Consider the following 24,771-nt stretch of genomic DNA (forward strand, 5'->3'; position numbering starts at 1 on the left):
GGCTCCCGCCTCTCCATCCCCTCACCCTCCCGCAGTCCCGATTCAGGTCGTCCTGCCTGTGGATAACCCGGCCGACCAGACAGGTGGGATTGAGGGACTGGCAGTTTTCGGCGGTGGGGAAGCGTGTGTGCCGGGTGGATACGGGGCCTGGGGTGCCGCAATCCTCCAGTTGCCGCCTTCGCGCGGGTTCAGAAGCGCGGAGTGAGGGGTGCGGCCGAGTGCGGGACACACATCGGCCGCGGCGGCTCCCCCTCCGCGCCGCCGCGGCCGATCCCCGTGTGGGATGAAGGTCTAGCTGGGCTCGGACGTCACGTGGGTGTTGTCCGGGGTGGCTGTGCCGTCGTCGCCGGTGACGGTGTTCAGCGGCTTGATCGGGCTGCTGGTCACATGGGTGTTGAGCGGCGTGATTTCCTCGCCGTCCTCACCACCGGTGACGTGGGTGTTGTCGGGCTCGACGATCGGCTCGTTCTTCTCTGCATCGCTCATGGTGCTGCCTCCCCTTGGTGGCTCTTGCTGAACTGGGGGCCCGCCCGGCCATTCCCCCGAGGACGGCCGGACGGGCCACTCGGGTCGCCAACCCTAGACTGCGAGTACGGCGACCTCACCGGCGGTCCGTCTGCCCCCCGACGCGACGGATCGACAACCAAGAGAGTGCCGGGTGGCGATAAACGAACGATGAACGCCCCGCCGGACCTACGCGGCGGCGACCGGAGTGAGAAGCGTCCTTACCTCTGCGGCCTCCGGTGAGTCCAACTTCTCGTAGATCTCCAGGGCTTCGCGCCAGCAGACCTGCGCCCTCCCGGACTGCCCGATCCCGTGCAGCGCTTTGCCCAGTACGGTCAGTACATTGCCCCGGCGCCATTCGCCGCCAATGCCTCGCAGCACCGTGAGCGCCATCTCGGCGTTGCTCGCGGCACGAGCCGACTTGCGCGCATCCAGGTCGACCTCCGCGAGACGGCAGAGGGCCATGCCCTCCCACAGACGCTGACGGCTGTCGCGGAAGACCCTCAGCGCTTCTTCGAGCTGGGCTGTGGCATCGGCGTGCCGGCCGCTCTTGCCGAGGGCCATACCGAGAGCGTAACGGCCGTTCGCCACACGAAGGGAGTGGCCCAGGGTCTCGTAGATCTCCGTACCTTGGCCGGCAAGAGCGACAGCGCTGTCGGCACGCCCCGTCGCGAGGTGCAGACGGGACAGGTTGCAGAGCGGGCTTGCCGAACCGGCCAGGTCGCCACAGGCACGGAACTCCTCGATGGCACGGCTGAAGTACCCCTCGGCGTCCACGTAGCGCTTCTGGTAGAAGGCGATGCTCCCGAGGATGTTCGCCGCCCAGCAGCAAGGAAGCGGATCGTCGGACGCCTCGGCGAGCTGGAGGGCCTGCTGCGCCTCTCGGTAGGCCTGGTCGAACACTCCGGAAAACAAACGCGCGTTGCTCAGGACGACGCAGGCCCGTCCCTCCGCGTGGACGTCCGACTCCGCGCGGGCGGCGTCACGCAGGGCAGTTGCGGCCGCCTCGTATTCCCTCGAATTGGCTCCCGACTCCGCCAGGTCGACCGCGGCCCAAAGAAGATCGATCGCACGCCGCAGTGTTCCGGCTCCTGCCGATTGCCGTACGCAGGCAAGGAGAGGTACGGCTTCGGAGTAGAGCCAGTCCCAGGAGGCCTGTCGGTTCGCGAAGGCCAGGCCCGGTGTCCCCGTCGGTTCCAGATGATCCACCAGCCGATCCCCAGGCCGCTCAATCGCATAAACCCCCGCAGCCGTCGCCAAGTAGAAGTCCAGCAACCGCGACATCGCCGCGTCCCGCTCGCTGGGCGGCTGCTCGTCCCGCTCCGCGCACGCACGCGCGTAGAGCCGTACCAGGTCGTGGTACCGGTAGCGACCGGGCGCCGCCGACTCCAGCAGGGAGGTGTCGACGAGGGACTCCAGGAGGTCCTCGGTGTCCTCGACCGGGAGGTCCAGGACCGCGGCCGCGGCGGCGAGCGAGATGTCCGGGCCGTCCGCCAGACCGAGGAGCCGGAACGCGCGCGCCTGCGCCGGCTCCAGCTGGCCGTAGCCCAGCTCGAAGGTGGCCTTCACGGCCAGGTCGCCCGCCTGGAGTTCGTCCAGTCGGCGGCGTTCGTCGGCGAGCTTCGCCGCCAGGACCGAGACCGTCCAGGTGCGGCGGGCGGCCAGGCGGGACGCGGCGATGCGGATGGCCAGGGGGAGGAAGCCGCACGCCGCGACCACGTCGAGCGCGGCCTCCCGTTCGGAAGCGACCCGCTCCTGGCCGACGATCTTCGTGAAGAGTTGCAACGCCTCCTCCGGGCTCATCACGTCCAGGTCCACCAGGTGGGCCCCGGCCAGGTCCACCATGCGCACCCGCGACGTCACCAGCGCCGCGCACCCCTCGGTGCCGGGCAGCAGCGGACGCACCTGTGCGGCGTCCCGCGCGTTGTCCAGCAGCACCAGCACCCGGCGGCCGTCCAGGACTGAGCGGTACAGGGCCGAGCGCTCCGCCAGGGAGTCCGGGATCGCCGAGTCCGCCGTACCCAGGGCCCGGAGGAAGGCTCCCAGCACCGTCTCCGGCTCCGCCGCCCGCGCCCCCGCTCCCTGCAGGTCCACGTACAGCTGCCCGTCCGGGAAGGCGCCGCGCGCCTGGTGTGCCACATGGACCGCGAGGGTCGTCTTGCCCACGCCGCCGATCCCCGCCAGCGCCGATACGGCCATCACCTGGCCCTCGGCGGAGGAGGCGGAGGCCAGGACGTCGCTCAGCTCCTGGACGAAGGAGGCGCGGCCCGTGAAGTCCGTGACCGTGGCGGGGAGTTGGGCGGGACGCACCGATGCCGCCGCGGGCTCCGCAGGCGCAGCCGACGGTTCCGCGAGGCCGGGGTCCGCCTGGAGGATGCGCTGCTGGAGTTCCTTGAGGCCCGCCCGCGGGTCCACTCCCAGCTCGTCGGCCAGCAGGCGCCGTGTGTCCGCGTAGACGGCCAGCGCCTCCGCCTGGCGGCCGGAGCGGTACAGCGCCAGCATCAGCAGCTCGCGGAGCCGCTCCCGCAGGGGATGCGCCGCGGTCAGGGCGGTCAGCTCGGACACCGCCTCCGCGTGGCAGCCCTGCTCCAGGTCCATGTCGAGACGGGACTCCAGCAGTTGCAGCCGCCACTCCTCCAGCCGTGCCCGCTGTGTCTCCGCGTAGGGCCCGGGCACGCTCGCCAGCGGCTCCCCGTCCCACTGGCCGAGCGCGTCGCGAAGCAACTCGCGGGCTCGGCAGAGGTCTCCGGCACCGCGCGCCTTCTCGGCGTCCGCCGCCAGCTCCTGGGCCCGGGCGAGGTCCAGCGCGCCCTCCCCGAGCGACCGGATCGCGTAACCGCCCGACTCGCTGACCAGGACCTCGGAGCCCAGCGCCTTCCTGAGCCGGGACGCGTAGGTCCGTACGGCGGCCAGTGCCTGGGACGGGGGCTCGTCACCCCACAGGGCGTCGATGAGCTCGGACGCCGTCGCCGTGCGGCCCTCGCGGAGCAGCAGCGCGGCGAGCAGGGCGCGTTGTTGCGGTGACCCCGCAGGTAGGGGTTCGTCGTCGCGCCAGGCGCGCACCGGACCGAGCACGCTGAAGCGCAACGCCGCCGATTCCTCGGGACGCCGCTGCTCCGGTACTCGCGGCACACCGTCCATCGCTGTCCCCCTGCCGAACCGTCAGTACAACGAGGCCAGTTTGCCTTGTTCACGGCGGATACGTCAGCCGTGGGAGACAGCGATCACAGGGCGCCGCACGGTACACCACAAGGCCCTCACACGGTCTCCCCACACGACCGCACGGATTCACCCGGCCCAGAGGTATGAAAGAGCTAGCTGACGGCCCGTCAGATCAGCGCTACCGTGAACCGCATGGAGACATCCCGGACCTTCCCGAAGATCATCTCGGTCGACGACCACACGGTGGAGCCCCCCGGCGTCTGGCGCGAGAGGCTGCCCGCGAAGTACCAGGACACCGGGCCCCGTATCGTCCGCGCGCCCCTGAAGGAAATGACCTTCCTGGGCGGCAAGTTCGCTCCCGTCATGGGCAGCCCGGGCGACGACGGCCCCATCGGCGACTGGTGGGTGTACGAAGACCTCCACCGCCCGCTCACCCGCCTCGACACCGCCGTCGGATACGACAGGGACGAGATACGCCTCGAAGTCATCACGTACGAGCAGATGCGGCCGGGGTCGTACGACGTCCCCCAGCGCCTGGCCGACATGGACGTCAACCACGTCCAGTCCGCCCTCTGCTTCCCCACCTTCCCGCGCTTCTGCGGCCAGACCTTCACCGAGGCCAAGGACCGCGAACTGGGCCTTCTCGGGGTGAAGGCCTACAACGACTGGATGGTGGAGGAGTGGTGCGGGCCGGCCGCCCGCGGGCGTCTCATCCCGCTCACCCTCATTCCGCTCTGGGACGCCGAACTTGCGGCGGAAGAAGTACGGCGCAATGCCGCCCGTGGCGTACGCGCGGTGGCCTTCTCCGAGATTCCGCCGCATCTGGGGCTTCCGTCCATCCACGCCGACGCCTGGGATCCCTTCCTCGCCGCCTGCGACGAGACCGGCACGGTCATCGCCATGCACATCGGTTCGTCCAGCCGCATGCCGTCGACCTCCGCGGACGCCCCGCCTGCCGTCGGCTCCACCATCACCTTCGCCAACTGCTGCTTCTCGATGGTCGACTGGCTGATGAGCGGCAAGTTCGAGCGCTTCCCCAACCTGAAGGTGATGTACGCGGAGGGCCAGATCGGGTGGATCCCGTACATCCTCGAACGCGCCGACGTGGTGTGGGAGGAGAACCGCGGCTGGGGCGGTGTGGCGGACAGGGTCCACCGGCCACCGTCCGAACTGTTCGCCGAGCACGTCTACGGCTGCTTCTTCGACGACGCCTTCGGACTGAAGAACCTCGACGCCATCGGGGTCGCCAACGTCCTCTACGAGACCGACTACCCGCACTCCGACTCGACCTGGCCGAAGTCGAAGGAGGTCGGCGAGGCCCAGATGGGGCACCTGCCCCCGGACGTCGTCGAGCGGATCGTGCGGGGGAACGCGATCGAGCTGCTGGGGCTGACGGAGGACGGCCTCTGGGTGCCCTGAATACCGGTCCCACCGTCCAACCCCTTGTCTGACGGTCCGTCAGCTACGACCATGGCGGGCAGTGCGATGAGTTGACAGACCGTCAGATAAGAGGTGCGCGCTCATGCATGTGCTGCCCGAAGGGCGACTGGCGTACGGGATGCAGCTCCCGATCCAGTCGCAGAGCACCATCTACGCGGAGGCGTGGGAGGCGGGCGCCGGGCCCGAGGACCTCGTCGAGATCGCCCGCGCCGCCGACCGCTCCGGCTTCGCATACATCGCGAGCTGCGACCACGTCGCCATCCCGCGGCGGCTGGCCCCCGCGATGAGCACCATCTGGTACGACCCCGTCGCCACCCTCGCCCACCTGGCGGGCGTGACCGAGCGCGTACGGCTGCTCAGTCATGTCGCGATCGTCGGGCTGCGGCATCCGCTCGTGACCGCAAAGCAGTACGCGACCCTCGACCACCTGAGCGGAGGGCGCCTGATCCTCGGGGTCGGCGCCGGACACGTACAGGAGGAGTTCGAGGCGGTCGGGGCCGACTTCGAGCGCCGGGGAGCCGTCCTCGACGAGACGATCGACGCGCTGCGCGCCGCGCTCGGGCCGGATGAATTCCCCGTCCATCATGGGAAGTTGTACGACTTCGAGGGGCTCGGGCAGCGGCCGCGGCCCGCGCAGGAGCGGGTGCCCGTGTGGGTCGGCGGGTCCTCGCCCGCCGCCGTACGCCGGGCCGCGCTCCGGGGGGACGGCTGGCTGCCGCAGGGGGATCCACGCGGCCGGCTGCCGGAGCAGATCGCCAAGCTGCGCCGGATCAGGGACGAGGCGGGGATCACCGAGCCCGTCGTGGTCGGCGCGATCGCCGAGCCCCTCTATGTCGGTGAGCCCGGCTGGGACGTCGGGCGGCGCACGCTGCACGGGGCGCCCGAGACGCTCGCCGAGTCGCTGCGGGCGTACCGCGCGATGGGCGTGCACCAGATACAGGTGCGGTTCCGCAGCAGGAGCCGTAGCGAACTCGCCGACCAGATCACGGCGTTCGGCGCGGACGTCGCGCCTCACCTCTGAGCCTCACCCCTAAGGAGAGCCATGGGCAAGCTGGACGGACGTGTCGTCCTCATCACCGGAGCGGCGCGCGGGCAGGGCGAGCAGGAGGCACGGCTGTTCGCCGAGGAGGGTGCGCAGGTCGTCCTGGCCGACGTGCTCGACGACCAGGGCGAGACCCTGGCCAAGGAGATCGGCGCGCGGTACGTGCACCTCGATGTGAGCCAGGAGGCCGACTGGCGCGCGGCGACGGCGGCCGCGAAGTCGGCGTACGGGCGCATCGACGGCCTCGTCAACAACGCCGGCATCCTCCGCTTCAACGAGCTGGTCGACACGCCTCTCGACGAGTTCCAGCAGATCGTGCAGGTCAACCAGGTCGGGGTGTTCCTCGGGATCAAGACCGTCGCCCCCGAGATCGCGGCGGCAGGCGGCGGGACCATCGTGAACACCGCCTCGTACGCGGGGCTCACCGGGATGGCGTGGGTGGGGGCGTACTCGGCGACCAAGCACGCCATCGTCGGGCTGACGCGCGTGGCCGCCCTGGAGCTCGCCGCCAAGAAGATCCGGGTCAACGCCGTCTGTCCGGGCGCCATCGACACCGCCATGAGCAACCCATCCCAGCTCGACCCGGACGCCGACCCCGCCGACAGCGCGGCGGCCGCTCAGGCGCTCGACGAGCTGTACCGCAAGCTGGTGCCGCTCGGTCGGATCGGCCGGCCGCAGGAGGTGGCCCGCCTGGCCCTCTTCCTGAGCGGCGAGGACTCCTCGTACATCACCGGCCAGCCGTTCGTGATCGACGGGGGGTGGCTTGCGGGGGTGAGCGTTCTCTGATCGGGCATCGGGCCATCAGCTGACATGGCGTCAGCTATTGACGGTGCATGGGCGCGGTGCCACAGTCGGCGGCAGATGAATCTGACGGTACGTCAGATCGGGCTGATCCTAATTTGGGGACGGTGAACCTCCTTGGAATTCGGGCTCTTTGTACAGGGATACGTGGGCAAGCGGGCCGAGACCGATCCGCTCGCGGAGCACAAGGCGCTGATGGAGGAGACCGAGTACGTCATCCAGGCGGACAAGTCCGGCTTCAAGTACGCCTGGGCGTCCGAGCACCACTTCCTGGAGGAGTACTCGCACCTCTCGGCGAACGACGTCTACCTCGGCTATCTGGCGCACGCGACGGACCGTATCCACCTCGGCTCCGGGATCTTCAACCCGCTCGCCCAGGTCAACCACCCGGTGAAGGTCGCCGAGAAGGTCGCCATGCTCGACCATCTCTCCCAGAACCGCTTCGAGTTCGGCAGCGGCCGCGGCGCCGGCTCGCACGAGATCCTCGGTTTCCTCCCCGGCATCACCGACATGAACTACACCAAGGAGATCTGGGAAGAGACCATCGGCGAGTTCCCGAAGATGTGGCTCCAGGAGGAGTACGCCGGGTTCAAAGGCAAGCACTGGCAGCTCCCGCCGCGCAAGGTGCTGCCCAAGCCGTACGGCAAGTCGCACCCCGCCATGTGGTACGCCGCCGGGTCGCCGCCCTCGTACGCCATGGCCGCCCGCAAGGGCCTCGGAGTGCTCGGCTTCAGCGTGCAGAAGGTCTCCGACATGGAGTGGGTCCTCGAGCAGTACAAGACGGCGGTCGTGAACGCCGAGCCGATCGGGGACTTCGTCAACGACAACGTGATGGTGACGACAACCGCGATCTGCGCACCGACGCACGAGGAGGCCATCCGGATCGCGGTCGGCGGCGGGCTGCACTACCTGCCCTCCCTCGTCTTCCGCTACCACGACACCTTCCCGCGCCCCGAGGGCTTCCCCGTGTGGCCCGAGACGCTCCCGGAGTACAACGAGGAGTTCGTCGAACTCCTCATCGAGGAGGAGCTGTTGATCTGCGGCGACCCGGACGAGGTGCTCACCCAGTGCAAGCGCTGGGAGCAGGCGGGCGCCGACCAGCTCTCCTTCGGACTGCCGGTCGGGGTGGCGCGCGAGGAGACGCTGCAGACGATCAGGCTGATCGGCGAGCACGTGATTCCGAAGATCGACACGGATCCGGTACATCGGACGACCCGGTTCCGCCAGGCTGCTTAGGGGGTTCCACCGCGATGCTCGACCACCTGATCAAGGGCGCGACCGTCGTGGACGGGACGGGCGCGCCCGCGTACACCGCTGACGTGGGGATACGCGACGGCCGTATCGCCGTGATCGGTACGGTGACCGAGCCGTCCCGGAGCAGCGAGGATGCCGCCGGGCTCGTCCTCGCCCCCGGTTTCGTCGACCCGCACACGCACTACGACGCCCAGCTCTTCTGGGACCCGTACGCGACCCCGTCCCTGAACCACGGGGTCACCACGGTCGCGGGCGGCAACTGCGGCTTCACCCTCGCCCCGCTCAACCCCGCGAGGCCCGAGGACGCCGACTACACGCGCCGCATGATGTCCAAGGTCGAAGGCATGTCCCTGGTCGCTCTGGAGGAGGGCGCACCCTGGAACTGGCACACCTTCGGCGAGTACCTGGACGCACTGGAGGGACGGATCGCCGTCAACGCGGGCTTCATGGTGGGACACTGCGCGCTGCGGCGGTACGTGATGGGGCCGGACGCGGTGGGCGGGCAGCCCACCGAGGAGCAGCTGTCGCAGATGCTCGCCCTCGTCCACCAGGCGATGGACGCCGGAGCGTGGGGTCTGTCCACCACCCAGTCCTCCACGCACTCCGACGGCGACGGGAAACCGGTCGCCTCCCGGCACGCGAAACCCGCTGAGCTGCTGGCTCTGTCGAAGGCCGTGGGCGAGCACGAGGGCACCCAGATCGAGGCGATCGTGGCCGGCTGTCTCGACCAGTTCAGCGACGCCGAGATCGATCTGTTCGTGGAGATGAGTGCGGCGGCGGGCCGCCCGCTCAACTGGAACGTCCTGACGATCGACTCAGCCGTACCCGAGCGCGTCCCCCGGCAGCTGGAGGCGAGCGAGCGAGCCCGCAAGGCCGGCGGCCGCATCGTCGCGCTCACCATGCCGATCCTCACGCCGATGAACATGTCGCTCGGCACCTTCTGCGCGCTGAACCTGATCCCCGGCTGGGGGCCGATCCTGGGGCTGCCCGTGCCCGAGCGGATCGCTCGGCTGCGCGATCCGGACGTACGGGCCGAGATGCTGAGGCGGGCGGACTCCAAGGAGGCGGGCGTCTTCCGGCGGCTCGCCAACTTCGGGCGGTACGTCATCGGGGACACGTACAGCGCGGCGAACGAAGGCCTGACCGGGCGGGTCGTGAACGACATCGCGGCCGAGCGCGGCCAGGAGCCGTTCGAGTGCCTGGTCGAGATCTGCGCCGGCGACGACCTGCGTACGGTGCTGTGGCCGATGCCCACCGACAACGACCCCGACTCATGGGCGCTGCGTGCCGAAACCTGGCAGCACCAGGACGTCATGCTCGGCGGCTCCGACGCGGGCGCCCATCTGGACCGCATGTGCGGAGCCCCGTACACCACCCGTTTCATCGGGGACTGCCTGCGCGGGCGCAGGCTGGTGACGCTGGAGCGGGCCGTGCAGATGCTGACGGACGATCCGGCGCGGCTGTTCGGGCTGCGCGAGCGCGGACGTATCGAGGTGGGGTGGCATGCGGACCTCGTGCTCTTCGACCCGGAACGCATCGACGCCGGGAAGGCCACCCTGGTGCACGACCTGCCGGGAGACAGTCCGCGCCTCGACTCGAAGGCGATCGGGGTGAGCGCCGTGTGGGTCAACGGGGTCGAGGCGATACGGCGGGATGTGGTGACGGGGGCGGTGCCCGGGAAGGTGCTGCGCTCCGGGCGGGACACGCGGACGGTGAGCACCAAGTGAGCGACGACGAGCAGCGGTTGTTCATCGGCGGGTCGTGGGTCGCGCCCGACCACGGCTACTACGAGGTGATCGACCCGGCGACCGAGGGCGTCGTCGGGCGGGCGCCGGAGGCCTCGCGGGAGCAGGTGCACGCGGCCGCGGCCGCGGCCCGCGAGGCCTTCGAGGCGTGGTCGCGCACGTCCGCCGAGGAGCGCGCCGCCGTCCTCGGCCGGACGGCGGACATCATCCAGCGCAACGTCGTCCCCTACGCCGAACTCGCCCGGGCGGAGAGCGGCGCGACGACGGGGACGGCGCGCGGAATGCAGGTGGGCGTCGGGATGGCCCGCTTCCGGCGCTACGCGAAGGTGGAGCCCGTCGAGCAGCCGCTGCCGCCGCAGATCAACGAGGCCGGGCCCTTCGGCAAGGCGGCCGTGATGGGCGCGCTGGCCGTACGTCAGCCCGTCGGGGTCGTCACCTGCATCACCTCGTACAACAATCCCTGGGCGAACCCGGCCGGCAAGATCGCCCCCGCGCTGGCGATGGGCAACACCGTGGTGGTGAAGCCGGCCCCGCAGGACCCGCTGTCCGTGTACCGCATGGCGCAGGCGCTGGAGGCGGCGGGCGCGCCGCCGGGGGTGGTCAACGTGGTGAGCGGCTCGCGCCCGGAGGTGGGGGAGGCCGCGGTGGACTGTGGCGACGTGGACATGGTGAGCTTCACCGGGTCCACCGCCGTCGGGCAGCGGATCGCCGAGGTGTGCGGCCGGGGGATGAAACGGCAGCTGATGGAGCTGGGCGGCAAGGGTGCGGCGGTCGTCTTCGACGACGCCGACCTGGAGTCGGCGGTGTCGGGGATCGGCACGACGTTCTCGTTCTACAGCGGGCAGATCTGTACGGCGCCGACGCGGGTGCTGGTGCAGCGGGGCGTGCACGACCGACTGGTGGAGCAACTCGCGGCGTACGCGGGGTACTTGAAGGTGGGCGACCCGCGGGAGCACGGGACGGTGGTCGGCCCCGTCATCTCCTGTGCCCACCGGGACCGCGTCGAGTCGTATGTCGAGCTGGGCAGGAAGGAAGGGGCGCGGGTCGTCACGGGCGGCCGACGTCCCGCTCCCGAACGCGGCTTCTACGTCGCCCCCACCCTCCTCGCCGACTGCACCCCCGACATGCGGGTGGTCCGCGAGGAGATCTTCGGCCCGGTCGTCGTGGTCGTCCCCTTCGAGGACGAGGAGGAGGCCGTCGCCCTCGCGAACGACAGCGACTACGGCCTCATCGACTACGTCTGGTCCGGCGACGTCGCCCGCGCCTTCCGCGTCGCCCGTCGCCTCCGGGCCGGCGGGGTGGGCGTGAACACCGTCGGCCGCAACATGGAGGCCCCCTTCGGCGGCTTCAAGAAGAGCGGGGTGGGGAGGGACGTGGGGTCGTACGCGCTGCACGCGTACAGCGAGGTGCAGGCGATCGTCTGGCCGGGTTGAGTTCACCGTTCGCGCAGTTCCCCGCGCCCCTTTTTGGGGGCGCGGGGAACTGCGCAGTCTTTTGGCGGGGGTCTGGGGCGGCAGCCCCCAGGGACGGGCAGGGGCGGAGGGGGCGAAGAACCTCAGTCCTCCAAGTCCACCCGCACCGTCAGCAGCCGACCCCCCACCGCTCGGACAGCCGCGCTGTTCAGCCGGGGCAGTGTCTTCAGACGGGCCCTGGGGTCGTCGTCCGGGAGAAGGTGGGCCGTGCCGCTGTGCCAGCGGCCCCTGATGCGGACGCGCACCCGCGCGTCGGCACGGATGTTGCGCACGTACTGGGACCTCTCCCCGTATTCGGAGACCAGCCAGAACGAGTCGGCGACACGACGGCCGCCCACCGGGGTGCGGCGGGGCAGACCGGACTTCCGGCCCGTGGTCTCCAGCACGGTCTGCATCGGCAGACGGCGTAGCACCGGGTTGCCGACGCGCCGCTGGAACGGCGTGACGATCCGGTACTTGAGCTCGGCGTAGCGCGTCATGTGGGGGGCCGCCTCTCCTGTTCGTCGCCCCTGAAATTACACGGGCCGGTGGGGCGGGCGTAGCGCTGTTACGGCCGAAGGTAGCGTCGCTACCGTATTGGTGTTAGCGTTGCTTCTGTCGGGGTGCGAATCACCGCTACCCCAGCAGCGACAAGGAGCAATGCCATGAGCGAGCAGACGAGCACCTCCCCTCGCGTGGCCGTCGTCACCGGCGGATCCCGCGGCATCGGCCGGGAAACCGCCGAGCGACTCGCCCACGACGGTTACGCCGTCGTCGTGAACTACGCGGGCAACGAGGCCGAGGCCGACAAGGCCGTCGCCGCGATCACCGAGTCCGGCGGCCGGGCGATCGCCGTCCGTGCCGACGTGGCCGACGAGACCGAGGTGGCCGCCCTCTTCGACGCGGCCGAGTCCGCGTACGGCGGGGTCGACGTCGTCGTGCACGCGGCGGGCATCATGACCCTCGCCCCGCTCGTCGACCTCGACCTCGACGTCCTCGACCGGATGCACCGCACCAACATCCGCGGCACGTTCGTCGTCGACCAGCAGGCCGCGCGCCGGCTGCGGGCGGGCGGCGCGGTCATCAACTTCTCCAGCTCCGTGGTGGCGCTGGCCATCCCCGGCTACAGCGCGTACGCCGCCACGAAGGGCGCCGTCGAGGCCATGACGCTGATCCTGGCCCGCGAGATGCGCGGCCGGGACGTCACCGTCAACGCCGTGGCCCCCGGGCCGACCGCCACCGCCCTGTTCCTGGACGGCAAGGACGAGGAGACCATCGCGCGGATGGCCGCCCAGCCGCCGCTGGAGCGCCTCGGCACCCCCGAGGACATCGCCGGGGTCGTCGCCTTCCTGGCGGGACCGGCCGGTCGCTGGGTCAACGGCCAGGTGGTCCGGGCCAACGGCGGCATCGCGTAATCCCCCCGACCCTTCATCCTTGGAGTTCGACCATGTCCGTCACAGCCAAGACGATCCTCATCACCGGCGCCGGTTCCGGCTTCGGCGCCCTGTCCGCCCGCGCACTCGCCCGCGCCGGACACACGGTCTACGCGGCGATGCGTGACACCGCGGGCCGCAACGCGAGCCGTGTGGCTCAGGCCGCGGAGTACGCCGCCGAGCACCAAGTGGATCTGCGTACGGTCGAACTGGACGTCCTGTCCCAGGAGTCGGCGAACGCCGCCGTCGACACCGTGCTCGCGCAGACCGGCTCGCTGGACGTCGTCGTCCACAACGCGGGCCACATGGTGACCGGCCCGACCGAGGCCTTCACCCCCGAGGAACTGGCCGCGGTCTACGACACCAACGTGCTCGGCACCCAGCGCGTCAACCGGGCCGCGCTGCCCCACCTGCGCGCGCGACGGCACGGCCTGGTGCTGTGGGTCGGCTCCACGTCCAGCAGGGGCGGCACGCCGCCGTATCTCGCGCCGTACTTCGCCGCCAAGGCCGCGATGGACGCGCTCGCCGTGTCGTACGCCGCCGAGCTGGCCCGCTTCGACATCGAGACGACCATCGTGGTGCCGGGCGCCTTCACCTCCGGCACGAACCACTTCGCCACGGGCGGTCACCCCTCGCAGCAGACCGTGATCCCGGCGTACGAGGAGCGCTACGCGGGCCTGATGGACCAGGTCGCCCAGCGCCTGGCCGCCCTCGCGCCCGCCGACGCGGACGTGTCCCAGGTGGCCGACGCGATCGTCGAGGTCGTCGACACCCCGCACGGAAAGCGGCCCTTCCGGGTCCATGTCGACCCGTCGAACGACGGTTCCGAGGAGGTCAGCCGGGTCGCGGACCGCATCCGGGCACAGTTCTTGACGAGGATCGGCCTGGAGGACCTCCTCGCCCCGCACGAGACGGCCCTGTGACCAGGCACATGACCAGCCGTACGACCTCGGATAGCGTCGCTCCCGTGAGTACGAAAGCGCGCATTCTCGAAGTGGCGGCCGCCCTGGTCGCGGAGTCCCCGAACGGGGACGTATCGACCCGGGCGGTCTGCGAGGCCGCCGGGGTCGGTGCCCCGGCGCTCTACCGCCACTTCGGGGACAAGGAGGGCCTGCTGTCGGCGGTCGTCGACCACGGCTGGGAGAAGTACCTGGCGACCAAGCGCGAACGCCGACCCGGTACGGACCCGGTGCGGGACCTGCGCGACGGCTGGGACTCCCACACCGAGTTCGCACTCCAGAACCCGAACCTCTACCGCCTCATGAACTCCCCGGCCATGCGGACGCCGCCGGCCGCGGCACTGGAGTCCCACGAGATCCTCACCGCGGACCTCCGGCGAGCCGCCGAGCAGGGCATGTTGTGCCTCGCCCCGGAACTGGCCGCCCAGATCATCATGTCCGCCAACGTCGGCGTCGCCCTGATGCTCGTCTCCCGCCCGGCGACCTTCACCGACCGGACGGTCTCCCGCCGGGTGCGGGACGCGGTCCATGCGGTGGTCTTCACCCCGGACGTGACGCAGTCCCGTACGCCGGCCACGACCACCCCGGCCGAAACCGGCGTCCCCGCCACCGCGACCCGCCTGGGCGCCCTCCTCCGCCAGACCCCGAGCCCGGCCTTCACCCCGGCCGAGGGCGGTTTGTTCTCCGAGTGGCTTGACCGCCTCTCGAACACGCCGCCCGAGTAGGGCGGGATCATGCGGTGGCCGTCGCGGAGGAATACCCCGTCGCCGGCTCACCGGACCGTCAGCCGCAGCCGGCTGCGGCGGGGCGCGATTCCCCGACGCAGCCGGCGGTTCCTGTCTTACGGGGCTACGGGTGCAGCACCACCTTCGTGTAGCCCTCGATGCGCTTGTCGAACTTGTCGTACGCCGACGGCGCCTGATCCAGGGGCAGTTCGTGGGACACGACGAAGCTGGGCTTGGCCCTGCCCTCGATGATCATGTCGCGCAGGTACCGGTTGTAGCGCTTCACGTTGCACTGTCCCGTACCCAGCCGCAGACCCTTCTCGAAGAGCTTGCCGATCGAGACGAGGAGCATGCCGTGCTTGGCCTGCTCGTCCGGGCCTCCGGGGTCGGACGGGACATAGAGGCCGGGTATGCCGAGCGCTCCGGTGGCCCGGACCGTACCGACGAGCGAGTTCAGAACGGTCGCCGGTTCCTCGCGGTCCGTGCCGTGCGCCGTCGCCTGGTAGCCCACGGCGTCCACGCCCTTGTCCGTGCCGATGCCCTCGGTCTGCTCCTTGATCTGCTCAACCGGGTCACCCTCGGCGAAGTTGATCGGTACCGCGCCTATCTCCTCGGCCTTCTGCAGCCGCTCGGGGACACGGTCCACGACGAACACCTTCTTGGCGCCGCGCAGCAGAGCCGAGTAGGCGGCCATGAGCCCGACCGGCCCTCCGCCGTACACCGCGACGCTCTCGCCGGGACGAACGTCGGCGAGTTCGCAGCCGTGGTAGCCGGTGGGGAAGATGTCGGCGAGCAGTATGAAATCGCTCTCGTGCTCGGTTCCCTCCGGCAGCTTCAGACAGTTGAAGTCGGCGTAGGGAACGCGCAGATACTCCGCCTGGCCGCCCATCCAGGGCCCCATGGCGACATAACCGTAAGCTCCGCCCGCGAAACCGGGATTGACGGTCAGACAGAATCCGGTGAATCGCTCGACGCAGTTGATACAGAACCCGCAGGCGACATTGAAGGGCATGACCACGCGGTCACCCTCCTTGAGCGTGGTGACGCCATCGCCCAGGTCCTCGATGATTCCCATGTTCTCGTGGCCGAATACGATGCCGGACTCGGCAGCAGTGCGGCCCTCGTACATGTGCAGATCAGAGCCGCATATCGCGGTGGAGGTGACCCGTACGATCACATCGTTCGGGTGCTGAATGCTGGGCTTTTCAACCTCTTCGACCGCCACGGTGAACGGTTCCTTGTAAACGACGGCTTTCATTGCTGCCACCTCGGCTCGGCGATGCGTGTGATCCGGTTGCCGCCCCCCGCCCGCTTTCTCCGCGTGACCTATCTCTCATGATTCTCCGCCCTGCCTGATAGGACAACCCGGTAATGTCGTAACGAATATCTACCCCGGTGCCGTATCGGGAAATGGAGAGGCAGGGCGAAAATGTCAGCGCAACGACTGGGAACACTGCTTGTCGCCGTGCCCGGGCTCTCCGGAACCACCTACCCGCCGGGAACGACCGTGACTGTCCGCGGTCGAGGCGCCACTGTCGACGCTTTCGTCAACGGCGACTGGCTCCCGTTGTCGTGGTGGGAATTCTCCGACGGTCTCCGCGAGGACATCGCCGACCGCTGACCCCGCCTGCGCCGCCCATGGCTGCGCAGCGGACGCCGTGCGATGTCACTCCCGCCTGGGCCGGCGGGCACCGGAGCCCAGAGCAACCGTCCACCCTCCGCAGCCGCTTGGCCGGCCCGGGGGACCTCACCCGTGGACCCCATGGCCCCGTCCGGACCGGCTCACCTGCGGCTGTCCTTGCGTGCTACTCCTGCTCGCCGGGTGCCCCCAGGAAGATCGGATTGGTGAACGCCGCCAACGCCCCCGGCAGCGGCCCCACCGCCACCTCGTGACGCAGTTCCGCCCGTACGTACGCCGCGTACGCCGCCGTCGTCCGCCACTCGGCCGTGCCGGAGCCGGAGACCGGCAGGGGCGCGCTGGTGAAGAGGACGCCCTGGTCGGTGACGAGACGGATGGTGCAGCGGGGGGCGCCGGTGGCCTCAAGGCGGATGGTGACCGGGGTGTCCTTGTCCACGCGGAGGCGTTCACCGATGCCCGCGTGTTCGCCCTTGGGGCCTGATGCCGTGAAGGTGAGGGAGACCAGCTGCGACTCGGCCACGTAGGAGCGGCCGGCGCGGATGCCGGCCTGGATGGCCTCGCGGGTCAGGTCGTCGGCCAGGACGACCGTCTGGGGGGTGCCGATCGGGTCGGGGTCGCGGTGGGCGTCGCTGTTGCCCATCGCCGGGATCCAGTCGCGGCCGGAGCGCACGGCGGCGACCAGCGTGTTGTCCCACTCGGCCAGGGACACCTCGTCGTCGGGGGTGAACGGGCCGTTCCACACCTCGACCGCGTCCGCCTCCCCGAAGCCGAACTTCCAGCCGCAGCCGACGCAGGTGGCGTGCGGATGGGCGGGGACGACCAGGCCCCCGGCGCGGCGGATCTGGCGCGCGTACTTGCCGAAGCGGTTGTCGCGGGCCCGGTAGCGCCAGTCGACGAAGGTGCCCGGGTCCGTGCCGAGGGCCAGGACGTGGCCGTTCCTCGTCGTCACCTCCTCGCCGAGCATGATCAGGAGGTCGTCACCCGCCTGGTCCGCCCAATGCGCGTGCGAGGAGTGAGTGTTGTGCTCGGACGTGTTGATGAAGTCCAGCCCTGCCGCGCGGGCCAGCGCCGCGATCTCGGCGGGGGTGCGGCGGCCGTCCGAGTACCAGGAGTGCAGATGGCAGTCGCCGCGGTACCAGTCGCGGCCGCGGCCCTTCGCCCGCGAGGGCGGGTATGTCGGCTGCGCCACGACACCGGGCTCCCCGTACGTGAGGGTGATCGTGACCTCGTACGGCAGTCCCTGCGGCGCCACCGTGTACGGGCCCAGCGCGATGTGCCAGGTGCCGGGGCGAAGGGGGCCGGGGATGTAGCCGGGGGTCGCGTCGTCGCCGCGGAGGAAGAACTCGGTGCGCGCCCCGCCCGACCAGCCGCGGAAGCCCCGGCCGCCCAACTCGGTGCCGCGCTCGTCGAAGATGCCGATGTCGAGGGCATTGCCCATGGTGCCGGCGGGCACGGACGGCTTCTCGTACGTGTAGGAGACCTTGATCTCCCGCACGCCGTGCGGGACTTCGACCGGGAGGTACACGAAGTCCGGCGACCCGATGGGAAGGGTGCCGCGTACCGTCTTCGTCTCTTGGTTGCTTGCCGCTTCGGCTGCGGGGCCGTTGGAGAAGCTCACACTTCCCAACGTAAGCGCGGCGGCGGCACCCGTCACGAACAGGGCGCGTCTGGCCATCCCGTTTCCGTGGTCGTCCTCGCACATGCTGCTGCTCCCAGGTGTTGAGCGTGACAGTGACATGACATAGTCAGGGGAGGGTGTGACACGTACAACCCTGGTATTCGGCCGTGAACGCCGGTGCACGGGAAGGGAATCGGCGGCTTGCGCGGAACCGGCGGCTTGCACGGGACCGGTGGCTGCGGCGTGCGCTGAACCGGTGGCTGCGGCTTGTGCGGAGGCCCGACCGCTGTCACCCCCCGCGACGCCCTGCCGGACCTGCTCGGCCGGTACCAGTACCACCCTGTAACGATCCGCCGCGCGCGAGGAATACGCCCGGGCCTGCAATGCCTGATCAACGCGATCGTATGCTCGAAGGATGACGACTTCCGCGACTCCCGGGACCGGGCCGACGGCGAACTCCATGCGACGCGCGCTCAAGCGTGCGCGGGACGGCGTCGCGCTCGACGTCACCGAGGCGGCGGTGCTGTTGCAGGCGCGCGGAGCGGACCTCGACGACCTGGCCGTGTCCGCCGCCCGAGTGCGGGACGCGGGGCTCGAGGCTGCGGGCCGCCCCGGCGTCATCACGTACTCGAAGAGCGTCTTCATCCCGCTGACCCGGCTGTGCCGCGACAAATGCCACTACTGCACCTTCGTCACCGTGCCCGGCAAACTGCGCCGGGCGGGCCACGGGATGTTCATGTCCCCCGACGAGGTCCTCGACGTGGCACGCCGGGGCGCCGAACTGGGCTGCAAGGAAGCCCTGATCACGCTGGGCGACAAGCCGGAGGACCGCTGGCCCGAGGCCCGCGAGTGGCTGGATGCGCACGGGTACGACGACACGATCGCGTACGTACGGGCCATTTCGATCCGCATTCTGGAGGAGACCGGACTGCTTCCGCACCTCAACCCCGGGGTGATGTCGTGGACCGACTTCCAGCGGCTCAAGCCCGTCGCGCCGAGCATGGGCATGATGCTGGAGACCACGGCGACTCGGCTGTGGTCCGAGCCGGGTGGGCCGCACCACGGCTCGCCCGACAAGGAACCGGCGGTGCGGCTGCGCGTGCTGGAGGACGCGGGCCGGTCTTCCGTCCCGTTCACCAGCGGCCTGCTGATCGGGATCGGAGAGACGTACGAGGAGCGCGCCGAGTCCCTCTTCGCGCTCCGGCGCGTGTCGCGGTCGTACCACGGCATCCAGGAACTCATCATCCAGAACTTCCGCGCCAAGCCGGACACCGCGATGCGCGGCATGCCGGACGCGGAGCTGGACGAGCTGGTGGCCACGGTCGCGGTGGCGCGGCACATCATGGGCCCGGCTGCGTGCCTGCAGGCGCCGCCGAATCTCGTCGACAGTGAGTACGGGCGGCTGATCGGCGCGGGGATCGACGACTGGGGCGGGGTCTCGCCGCTGACCATCGACCACGTGAACCCGGAGCGGCCCTGGCCGCAGATCGAGCTGCTCACCTCGGAGTCGGCCGCCGCGGGCTTCGCACTGCGCGAAAGGCTCTGCGTCTATCCCGAGTTCGTGCAGCGCGGCGAGCCCTGGCTGGACCCGCGGCTGCTGCCGCACGTGCGCGCGCTGGCCGATCCGCAGACGGGCCTCGCCCGCGAGGACGCGGTGGTCGAGGGACATCCGTGGCAGGAGCCGGAAGAGGCCTTCACCTCCTCCGGACGCATCGACCTGCATGTGTCGATCGACACCGAGGGCCGCACCGGCGACCGCCGGGACGACTTCGACGTCGTCTACGGCGACTGGGAGGCGCTCCGCGAGGCCGCGGCGCCCGGGATGGTGCCCTCCCGTATCGACACCGACGTGCGCGCGGCGCTCGCGACGGCCGCCGACGACCCGACGCGGCTCACCGACGACGAGGCGCTCGCGCTGCTGCACGCCGACGGCCCGGCGCTCGACGCGCTCTGCCGGATCGCGGACGACGTCCGCAAGTCGGTGGTCGGCGAGGACGTCACGTACATCGTCACGCGGAACATCAACTTCACGAACGTCTGCTACACCGGCTGCCGTTTCTGCGCCTTCGCCCAGCGCCGCACGGACGCGGACGCCTACACACTCTCGCTGGAGCAGGTGGCGGACCGTGCCGCCCAGGCCTGGGACGTCGGCGCGGTCGAGGTCTGCATGCAGGGCGGCATCCACCCCGACCTGCCCGGCACGGCCTACTTCGACATCGCCAAGGCGGTGAAGGAGCGCGTCCCCGGCATGCACGTGCACGCCTTCTCCCCGATGGAGGTGGTGAACGGCGCGACCCGCACCGGCCTGTCGATCCGCGAGTGGCTGACCGCCGCGAAGGAGGCCGGCCTGGACACGATCCCCGGCACGGCGGCGGAGATCCTCGACGACGAGGTGCGCTGGGTCCTGACGAAGGGCAAACTGCCCGCGGCCACATGGATCGAGGTCGTCACGACCGCCCACGAACTGGGCATCCGCTCCTCCTCCACCATGATGTACGGCCATGTGGACCAGCCCCGCCACTGGCTCGGCCACTTCCGCACGCTCTCCCGCATCCAGCAGCGGACCGGCGGCTTCACCGAGTTCGTGACCCTCCCCTTCATCCACACCAACGCACCGGTCTACCTGGCCGGCATCGCCCGCCCCGGCCCGACGACCCGCGACAACCGCGCCGTGGTGGCGATGGCCCGCCTCCTCCTGCACCCGCACATCCCCAACATCCAGACCAGCTGGGTGAAGCTGGGCACCGAGGGCGCGGCAGAGATGCTCCGCTCGGGCGCGAACGACCTGGGCGGCACCCTCATGGAGGAGACCATCTCCCGCATGGCGGGCTCGTCGTACGGCTCCTACAAGTCGGTCAAGGACCTGATCGCCGTGGCCGAGACGGCGGGGCGCCCGGCGAAGCCGCGGACGACGCTGTACGGCGAGGTGCCCGAGGAGCGGCAGCGGGCGGCCGCCGCTTCCGACGGTCATCTGCCGGAGTTGTTGCCGGTGCTCGAGTGACGGACGGCGGCACGACGGCGGCCGTGGTCAAGCGGCCGAGCCGGTCTGTCCGAACGGCAGGTGGACGACCAGCAGCACGACCCCGCTCAGCAGGAACACCCGGGTCGCCGCCTCCAGCCCGTTCCAGTCCTTCGACTGCCACATCGCGAACCACTCGCCGCCGATCGCTATGAACCCGGCGCCGAACAGCAGCATGAGCATCAGCAGGCCGTAGGTGGAGATCCGGCGGGCGCGGGGGTGGTCGCGACGGGCCCAGAGCCAGGTCCCGTAGATGAGGACGAGGGCGGCGATGGTCTCCCAGACGATGATGGCGATGTACGCCGCGTCCTGAAGGCCCTTGCTGGTGACGGCTCGCCACATCAGGTCGTCGTCCTTGAACGTCGTGTCCATCGCGAGGACATGCCGCACGAACTGCTGGTTGGTGCCGAAGTCCGTGATGTTCCCGAAGGCTACGAGAGCGATGTAGAGGGCGACGGTGCCGGTGAGGAGGGTGGCGGTGAGAGGGAGGGCGCGTGAGGTGGGTGTGACCATGCCGGTCTCTTTCCCCGCACTGTCCGGTACAGCCCACGCACATTCGGCCAGAATGAAGACACGCGAGGTCTGAGGCGGGCGGACGAGGGGACGTACGGGTGGCGCAGGCGCGGCCGTCGATGCAGGAGCTGATCCGGCAGCGCAGGCGTGCCGGGTTCGTGGGCCGGGGTGCGGAACGGGCCGCGTTCCGGGCGAACTTCGACCTTCGGCCGGAGGACGAGCGGCACCGGTTCCTGTTCCATGTGCACGGCAACGCCGGCGTCGGAAAGACCTTCCTCGTACGGGAGTTGGAGCAGCTCGCGCGGGAATGCGGGGCGCTCACCGCGTACATCGACGAGGGCGTGGGCAGCGTGCCCGAGGCGATGGCGGCGGTGAGCGCGCAGTTCGCCCGGCAGGGCCACCGGCTCAAGGAGCTGGACCGGCTGCTGGCCACCCATCGGGAGCGGCGCCACGAGGCGGAGTCGGCGGTCGTGGAGACGCTGGAGCCGCAGCCTTCACCCGCGGGCATGGCCGCCGCCAGGGCCGGTCTGGTCGGGCTGGGTCTGGTGCCTGTCGTCGGCCCGTTCGCGGGAGCTCTGGACGCGGCCCAACTGGCCCACGGCGCCGACCGATTACGCGCGGGGCTCAGTGCCCGGTTCCGCAACCAGGACGACGTACAGCTCGTCCTGTCGCCCGAGCGCGTGCTCACCCCGGTGCTGCTCGGCGAGTTGGCGAAGACCGCCGACGAAGCCCCCTGGCTGGTGTTGTTCTTCGACACCTACGAGCGGACAGCCCCCTTCCTCGACGGCTGGCTGCACGAGGTCATGACGACGGACCGGCACGGCGCGCTGCCCGCGAACGTCGTGGTCGTCACGGCCGGGCAGCGGCCCTTCGACGCCGCCCGCTGGGGCGGCTTCGCGGACTTCGTGACGGACGTGCCCCTGGAGCCCTTCACGGAGGCCGAGGCGCGCGGGCTGCTCGCCGACAGGGGCGTGGTGGCGGAGCCGGTCGTCGAGGAGGTGCTGCGGCTCACCGGCGGGCTCCCCGTCCTCGTGTCGACGCTCGCCGAGTCCCGGCCCGGCGACCCCGACGACGTGGGCGACCCGAGCGCGACGGCCGTCGAGCGCTTCCTCAAGTGGGAGCAGGACCCGGTGCGGCGGTCGGCCGCACTGGCCTGCGCCCTGCCCCGCCGCCTGGACGCGGACGTCTTCCGGGCCGCCGTGGACTGCCCGGACGACGAGGCCGACGCCCTGTTCGGCTGGCTGCGCGGGCTGCCCTTCGTCAGCGACCGCGGCGAACGCGTCCAGTACCACGACGTCGTACGCGCCCCGATGCTGCGCCTGCAGCGCAGGCGCTCCCCACGCGGCTGGTCCGAACGGCACACCCGCCTGGCGGAGACCTTCGCCGGATGGCGGACGGAAGCCGAAGCGGGCCTGGCCGAGGACGAGTTGTGGGGCGACGAGCCGTGGCGCGAGCTGCGGCTCGCGGAGGCGTATCACCTGCTGTGTGCGGGGGCGCGGAGCGCGCTGCCCGCCGTCCTGCGCGATGTCGTCGATGCCTGCGGCGAGGGCGTTGCCGTGGCCCGACGGTGGGCTCGGGTGCTCGTCGAGGCGGGCGCGGACGCGGACGCAGGGCCCGTGCAGAAGTGGGGGCGCGACCTGCTGGAGGAGCTGGAGGACGGCACCCACGAGACGCTCGCGCTGTTGCTGAACCGGGGCGGTCTCGACGCGCGGGGCCAGGCCGTCGCCCGGATGCTGCGCGGGCTCGGCCACCGTGTGGACCGCGACTTCGAGCGGGCGCTCGCCGAGTACGAGGCGGCCCTCGCGCTCGATCCGGAACTGGAGCGCGCGTACTACGGACGCGGTGTCACGCGCGCCGAACACCGCGATTACGAGGGCGCCATCGCCGACCTGGACCGCGCGGACGCGCTCAGGCCGGGCAAGGCGCGGATCCTGTTCGTCCGCGGTGACTACCACCGGATCGTGGGCCACTACGAGCAGGCGCTCGGCGACCTGGACCGCGCCGTCGCGATCGACCCCGAACTCGCGGGTGCCTGGGCCTCCCGGGGCGTCACCCGGCACAGCATGGGCCGCACCGACGCCGCACTCGCCGACCTCGACCGGGCGCTCGAACTCGACCCGGAACACATCTGGGCGCTAGTGCGGCGTGCTCGGGTGCGGCGCTCCCTCGGGCAGCACGACGAGCAACTCACCGATCTGCACGCGGCGGTCGAGCTGGCCCCGGACCTGCCCTGGGTGGCCTGTGAGCGGGGCGACGCGCTGCGGGTCGCGGGCCGCGACGAGGAAGCTCTCGTCGACTACGACCGGGCGCTCGCGCTCGACGACGCGTACGCGTCGGCATACGCGAGCCGCGGTGTCTCCCGCACCCGGCTCGCCCGCCACGAGGAGGCGCTCGGGGATCTGGACCGCGCCCTGGAGCTCTACCCCTCCTACGCGTGGGCGCTCGTCCAGCGGTCCGCGGTGCACCGCCGGCTCGCCGCCTACGAGCGGTCGTACGCCGATGCCGAGCGGGCCGCGGAGCTGTGGCCCGACAGCGCGTGGGTGCTGTGGAACCGGGGTGAGGCGCTGCGCTGCCTCGGCCGCTTCGGGGAGGCCCGCACCGACCTGGACCGGGCGCTCGAACTCGACCCGGACAACGCGTGGACGAACGGCTGCCGGGGCGCCGTCCTGCATGAACTACGCCTGTTCCGCGAGGCGTTGGTCGACTTGAACCGGGCCGTCGCCCTCGACCCGGACGGGAACTGGTACCGGATGCGGCGGATCATCACCCTGCTGGCGGTGGGCCGACCGGAGGACGCCCTGGCCGCTCTGGAGCGGTACGTCGAGGGAGGGGACGAGGCCGACGACCTGGCCTGGGCGCACCATACGCTCGCCCAGCTCCATCTGCTGTCCGGCCGCGCCCCGGAGGCGAAGGACGCGCTTACCGCCGCCTTCGCACACGGCCTCGAAGAGCCCGCCGGGCTGGAGGAGTTGGCGCGGGCGGAGCGCAAGTCCGGGGAGTGGGCGAAGGCGCGGCGCACGGCCGAGCGGATGCGCGCGCGGCACACGGCGGGCGGCGCGTTCTGTCTCGCGATGACGGTCGGCGGCGACGAAGGGGCGGCCGCCGCCCGGCCGCTGTGGCAGGCGGCCGCCGAGCGGGCCTTCGGCTGGGAGCTGACCAGTGGCGCCTCCGACTTCCTGCACGCCGTGATCGACGCGGGCCTGGCGGACTGGCCCGCCCTCGACGACCGCCTCACCCGGCTGATCTCCGAGCCCCGCGAGTGGGTCGACATGGCCTGGCTGGCCGCTCTCCTCGGCGAGCTCATGGACAGTCCCGGCACGGACCGGAGCAGCCTCGCGCCCCGGCTGGAGCGGGTGAGCCGGGCACGGGACGCCATACGGGCGCGATACGCGGAGTGACCCGGGAGGGGGAGGGGTGACCGGAAGGGGCGACTGAACAACGTTAATAAGTGATCTGTTGCGATCTG

Annotated in this window: 18 protein-coding genes; 12 read left to right on the top strand and 6 right to left on the bottom strand. The window is 70.8% G+C overall.

Features of this window, described 5'->3' with window-relative positions; all coding sequences use genetic code 11:
• Positions 1-291 precede the first annotated feature (291 nt).
• Both ACIBK0_RS32980 and ACIBK0_RS32985 read right to left on the bottom strand, forming a co-directional pair.
• A complete protein-coding gene (locus tag ACIBK0_RS32980) occupies positions 292-486 on the bottom strand; it encodes a hypothetical protein (protein ID WP_189186282.1) in 195 nt (64 codons plus the stop codon).
• Between the two features lie 207 nt (positions 487-693).
• Entirely contained in the window at positions 694-3,645 is a 2,952-nt protein-coding gene (locus ACIBK0_RS32985; RefSeq protein ID WP_399087950.1) for a BTAD domain-containing putative transcriptional regulator, read from the bottom strand.
• Positions 3,646-3,858: 213 nt separating this feature from the next.
• Between ACIBK0_RS32985 and ACIBK0_RS32990 the strand changes: the two genes are divergently transcribed.
• The 6 genes from ACIBK0_RS32990 to ACIBK0_RS33015 all read left to right on the top strand — a co-directional run bounded on the left by ACIBK0_RS32990 (position 3,859) and on the right by ACIBK0_RS33015 (position 11,381).
• The gene (locus ACIBK0_RS32990) at positions 3,859-5,085 is read left to right on the top strand and encodes an amidohydrolase family protein (protein ID WP_399087952.1); all 1,227 of its coding nucleotides are present in this window, start codon (positions 3,859-3,861) and stop codon (positions 5,083-5,085) included.
• Between the two features lie 103 nt (positions 5,086-5,188).
• Positions 5,189-6,127: an LLM class F420-dependent oxidoreductase gene (locus ACIBK0_RS32995; RefSeq protein WP_399087954.1), complete on the top strand. Its 939-nt coding sequence runs from the start codon at positions 5,189-5,191 to the stop codon at positions 6,125-6,127.
• Positions 6,128-6,148: 21 nt separating this feature from the next.
• The gene (locus ACIBK0_RS33000; protein ID WP_399087956.1) at positions 6,149-6,934 is read left to right on the top strand and encodes an SDR family NAD(P)-dependent oxidoreductase; all 786 of its coding nucleotides are present in this window, start codon (positions 6,149-6,151) and stop codon (positions 6,932-6,934) included.
• Between the two features lie 132 nt (positions 6,935-7,066).
• Positions 7,067-8,185, top strand: a complete 1,119-nt coding sequence (locus ACIBK0_RS33005; protein ID WP_399087958.1) for an LLM class flavin-dependent oxidoreductase — start codon at positions 7,067-7,069, stop codon at positions 8,183-8,185.
• 14 nt (positions 8,186-8,199) lie between these two features.
• The gene (locus ACIBK0_RS33010) at positions 8,200-9,930 is read left to right on the top strand and encodes an amidohydrolase family protein (protein ID WP_399087960.1); all 1,731 of its coding nucleotides are present in this window, start codon (positions 8,200-8,202) and stop codon (positions 9,928-9,930) included.
• Positions 9,927-11,381, top strand: coding sequence for an aldehyde dehydrogenase family protein (locus ACIBK0_RS33015; RefSeq protein WP_399087962.1), 1,455 nt, complete (start codon positions 9,927-9,929; stop codon positions 11,379-11,381). Before ACIBK0_RS33010 ends, ACIBK0_RS33015 begins: the two co-directional genes overlap by 4 nt.
• Positions 11,382-11,503: 122 nt before the next feature.
• Here the strand turns inward: ACIBK0_RS33015 and ACIBK0_RS33020 are convergent, their stop codons facing one another.
• Entirely contained in the window at positions 11,504-11,899 is a 396-nt protein-coding gene (locus ACIBK0_RS33020) for a nitroreductase family deazaflavin-dependent oxidoreductase (RefSeq protein ID WP_399087964.1), read from the bottom strand.
• A 165-nt stretch (positions 11,900-12,064) separates the two neighbouring features.
• Here ACIBK0_RS33020 and ACIBK0_RS33025 point away from each other — a divergent pair, with 165 nt between their 5' ends.
• From ACIBK0_RS33025 to ACIBK0_RS33035, 3 genes are read left to right on the top strand one after another with little or no spacing between them, the layout of a single operon-like run.
• Positions 12,065-12,814, top strand: a complete 750-nt coding sequence (locus ACIBK0_RS33025) for an SDR family oxidoreductase (RefSeq protein WP_399087966.1) — start codon at positions 12,065-12,067, stop codon at positions 12,812-12,814.
• A gap of 32 nt (positions 12,815-12,846) precedes the next feature.
• Positions 12,847-13,755 carry an SDR family NAD(P)-dependent oxidoreductase gene (locus ACIBK0_RS33030; protein ID WP_399087968.1) on the top strand — a complete coding sequence of 303 codons (909 nt, stop codon included), beginning with the start codon at positions 12,847-12,849 and terminating at the stop codon, positions 13,753-13,755.
• Between the two features lie 44 nt (positions 13,756-13,799).
• On the top strand, positions 13,800-14,516 hold the full coding sequence (locus ACIBK0_RS33035) for a TetR/AcrR family transcriptional regulator (RefSeq protein WP_399087970.1): 717 nt from the start codon (positions 13,800-13,802) through the stop codon (positions 14,514-14,516).
• Between the two features lie 124 nt (positions 14,517-14,640).
• On the opposite strand, the gene ACIBK0_RS33040 is transcribed toward ACIBK0_RS33035, so the two are convergent.
• A complete protein-coding gene (locus ACIBK0_RS33040) occupies positions 14,641-15,774 on the bottom strand; it encodes a glutathione-independent formaldehyde dehydrogenase (protein WP_399087972.1) in 1,134 nt (377 codons plus the stop codon).
• Between the two features lie 171 nt (positions 15,775-15,945).
• On the opposite strand from ACIBK0_RS33040, the gene ACIBK0_RS33045 reads away from it, so the two are divergent.
• The gene (locus ACIBK0_RS33045; RefSeq protein WP_048456904.1) at positions 15,946-16,137 is read left to right on the top strand and encodes a hypothetical protein; all 192 of its coding nucleotides are present in this window, start codon (positions 15,946-15,948) and stop codon (positions 16,135-16,137) included.
• A gap of 184 nt (positions 16,138-16,321) precedes the next feature.
• Here ACIBK0_RS33045 and ACIBK0_RS33050 read toward each other — a convergent pair whose 3' ends face one another.
• Entirely contained in the window at positions 16,322-17,857 is a 1,536-nt protein-coding gene (locus ACIBK0_RS33050; protein WP_399087975.1) for a CehA/McbA family metallohydrolase, read from the bottom strand.
• 331 nt (positions 17,858-18,188) lie between these two features.
• Here ACIBK0_RS33050 and ACIBK0_RS33055 point away from each other — a divergent pair, with 331 nt between their 5' ends.
• On the top strand, positions 18,189-20,774 hold the full coding sequence (locus ACIBK0_RS33055; RefSeq protein WP_399087977.1) for a bifunctional FO biosynthesis protein CofGH: 2,586 nt from the start codon (positions 18,189-18,191) through the stop codon (positions 20,772-20,774).
• A gap of 27 nt (positions 20,775-20,801) precedes the next feature.
• Here the strand turns inward: ACIBK0_RS33055 and ACIBK0_RS33060 are convergent, their stop codons facing one another.
• Entirely contained in the window at positions 20,802-21,305 is a 504-nt protein-coding gene (locus ACIBK0_RS33060) for a DUF2165 domain-containing protein (protein ID WP_399087979.1), read from the bottom strand.
• Between the two features lie 119 nt (positions 21,306-21,424).
• On the opposite strand from ACIBK0_RS33060, the gene ACIBK0_RS33065 reads away from it, so the two are divergent.
• Positions 21,425-24,703 (top strand): tetratricopeptide repeat protein, encoded by a 3,279-nt coding sequence (locus ACIBK0_RS33065; RefSeq protein ID WP_399088093.1) that lies wholly within the window; start codon positions 21,425-21,427, stop codon positions 24,701-24,703.
• Positions 24,704-24,771: the final 68 nt, after the last annotated feature.

It is taken from the genome of Streptomyces sp. NPDC050564, assembly GCF_044457265.1.
GTDB lineage: Bacteria > Actinomycetota > Actinomycetes > Streptomycetales > Streptomycetaceae > Streptomyces.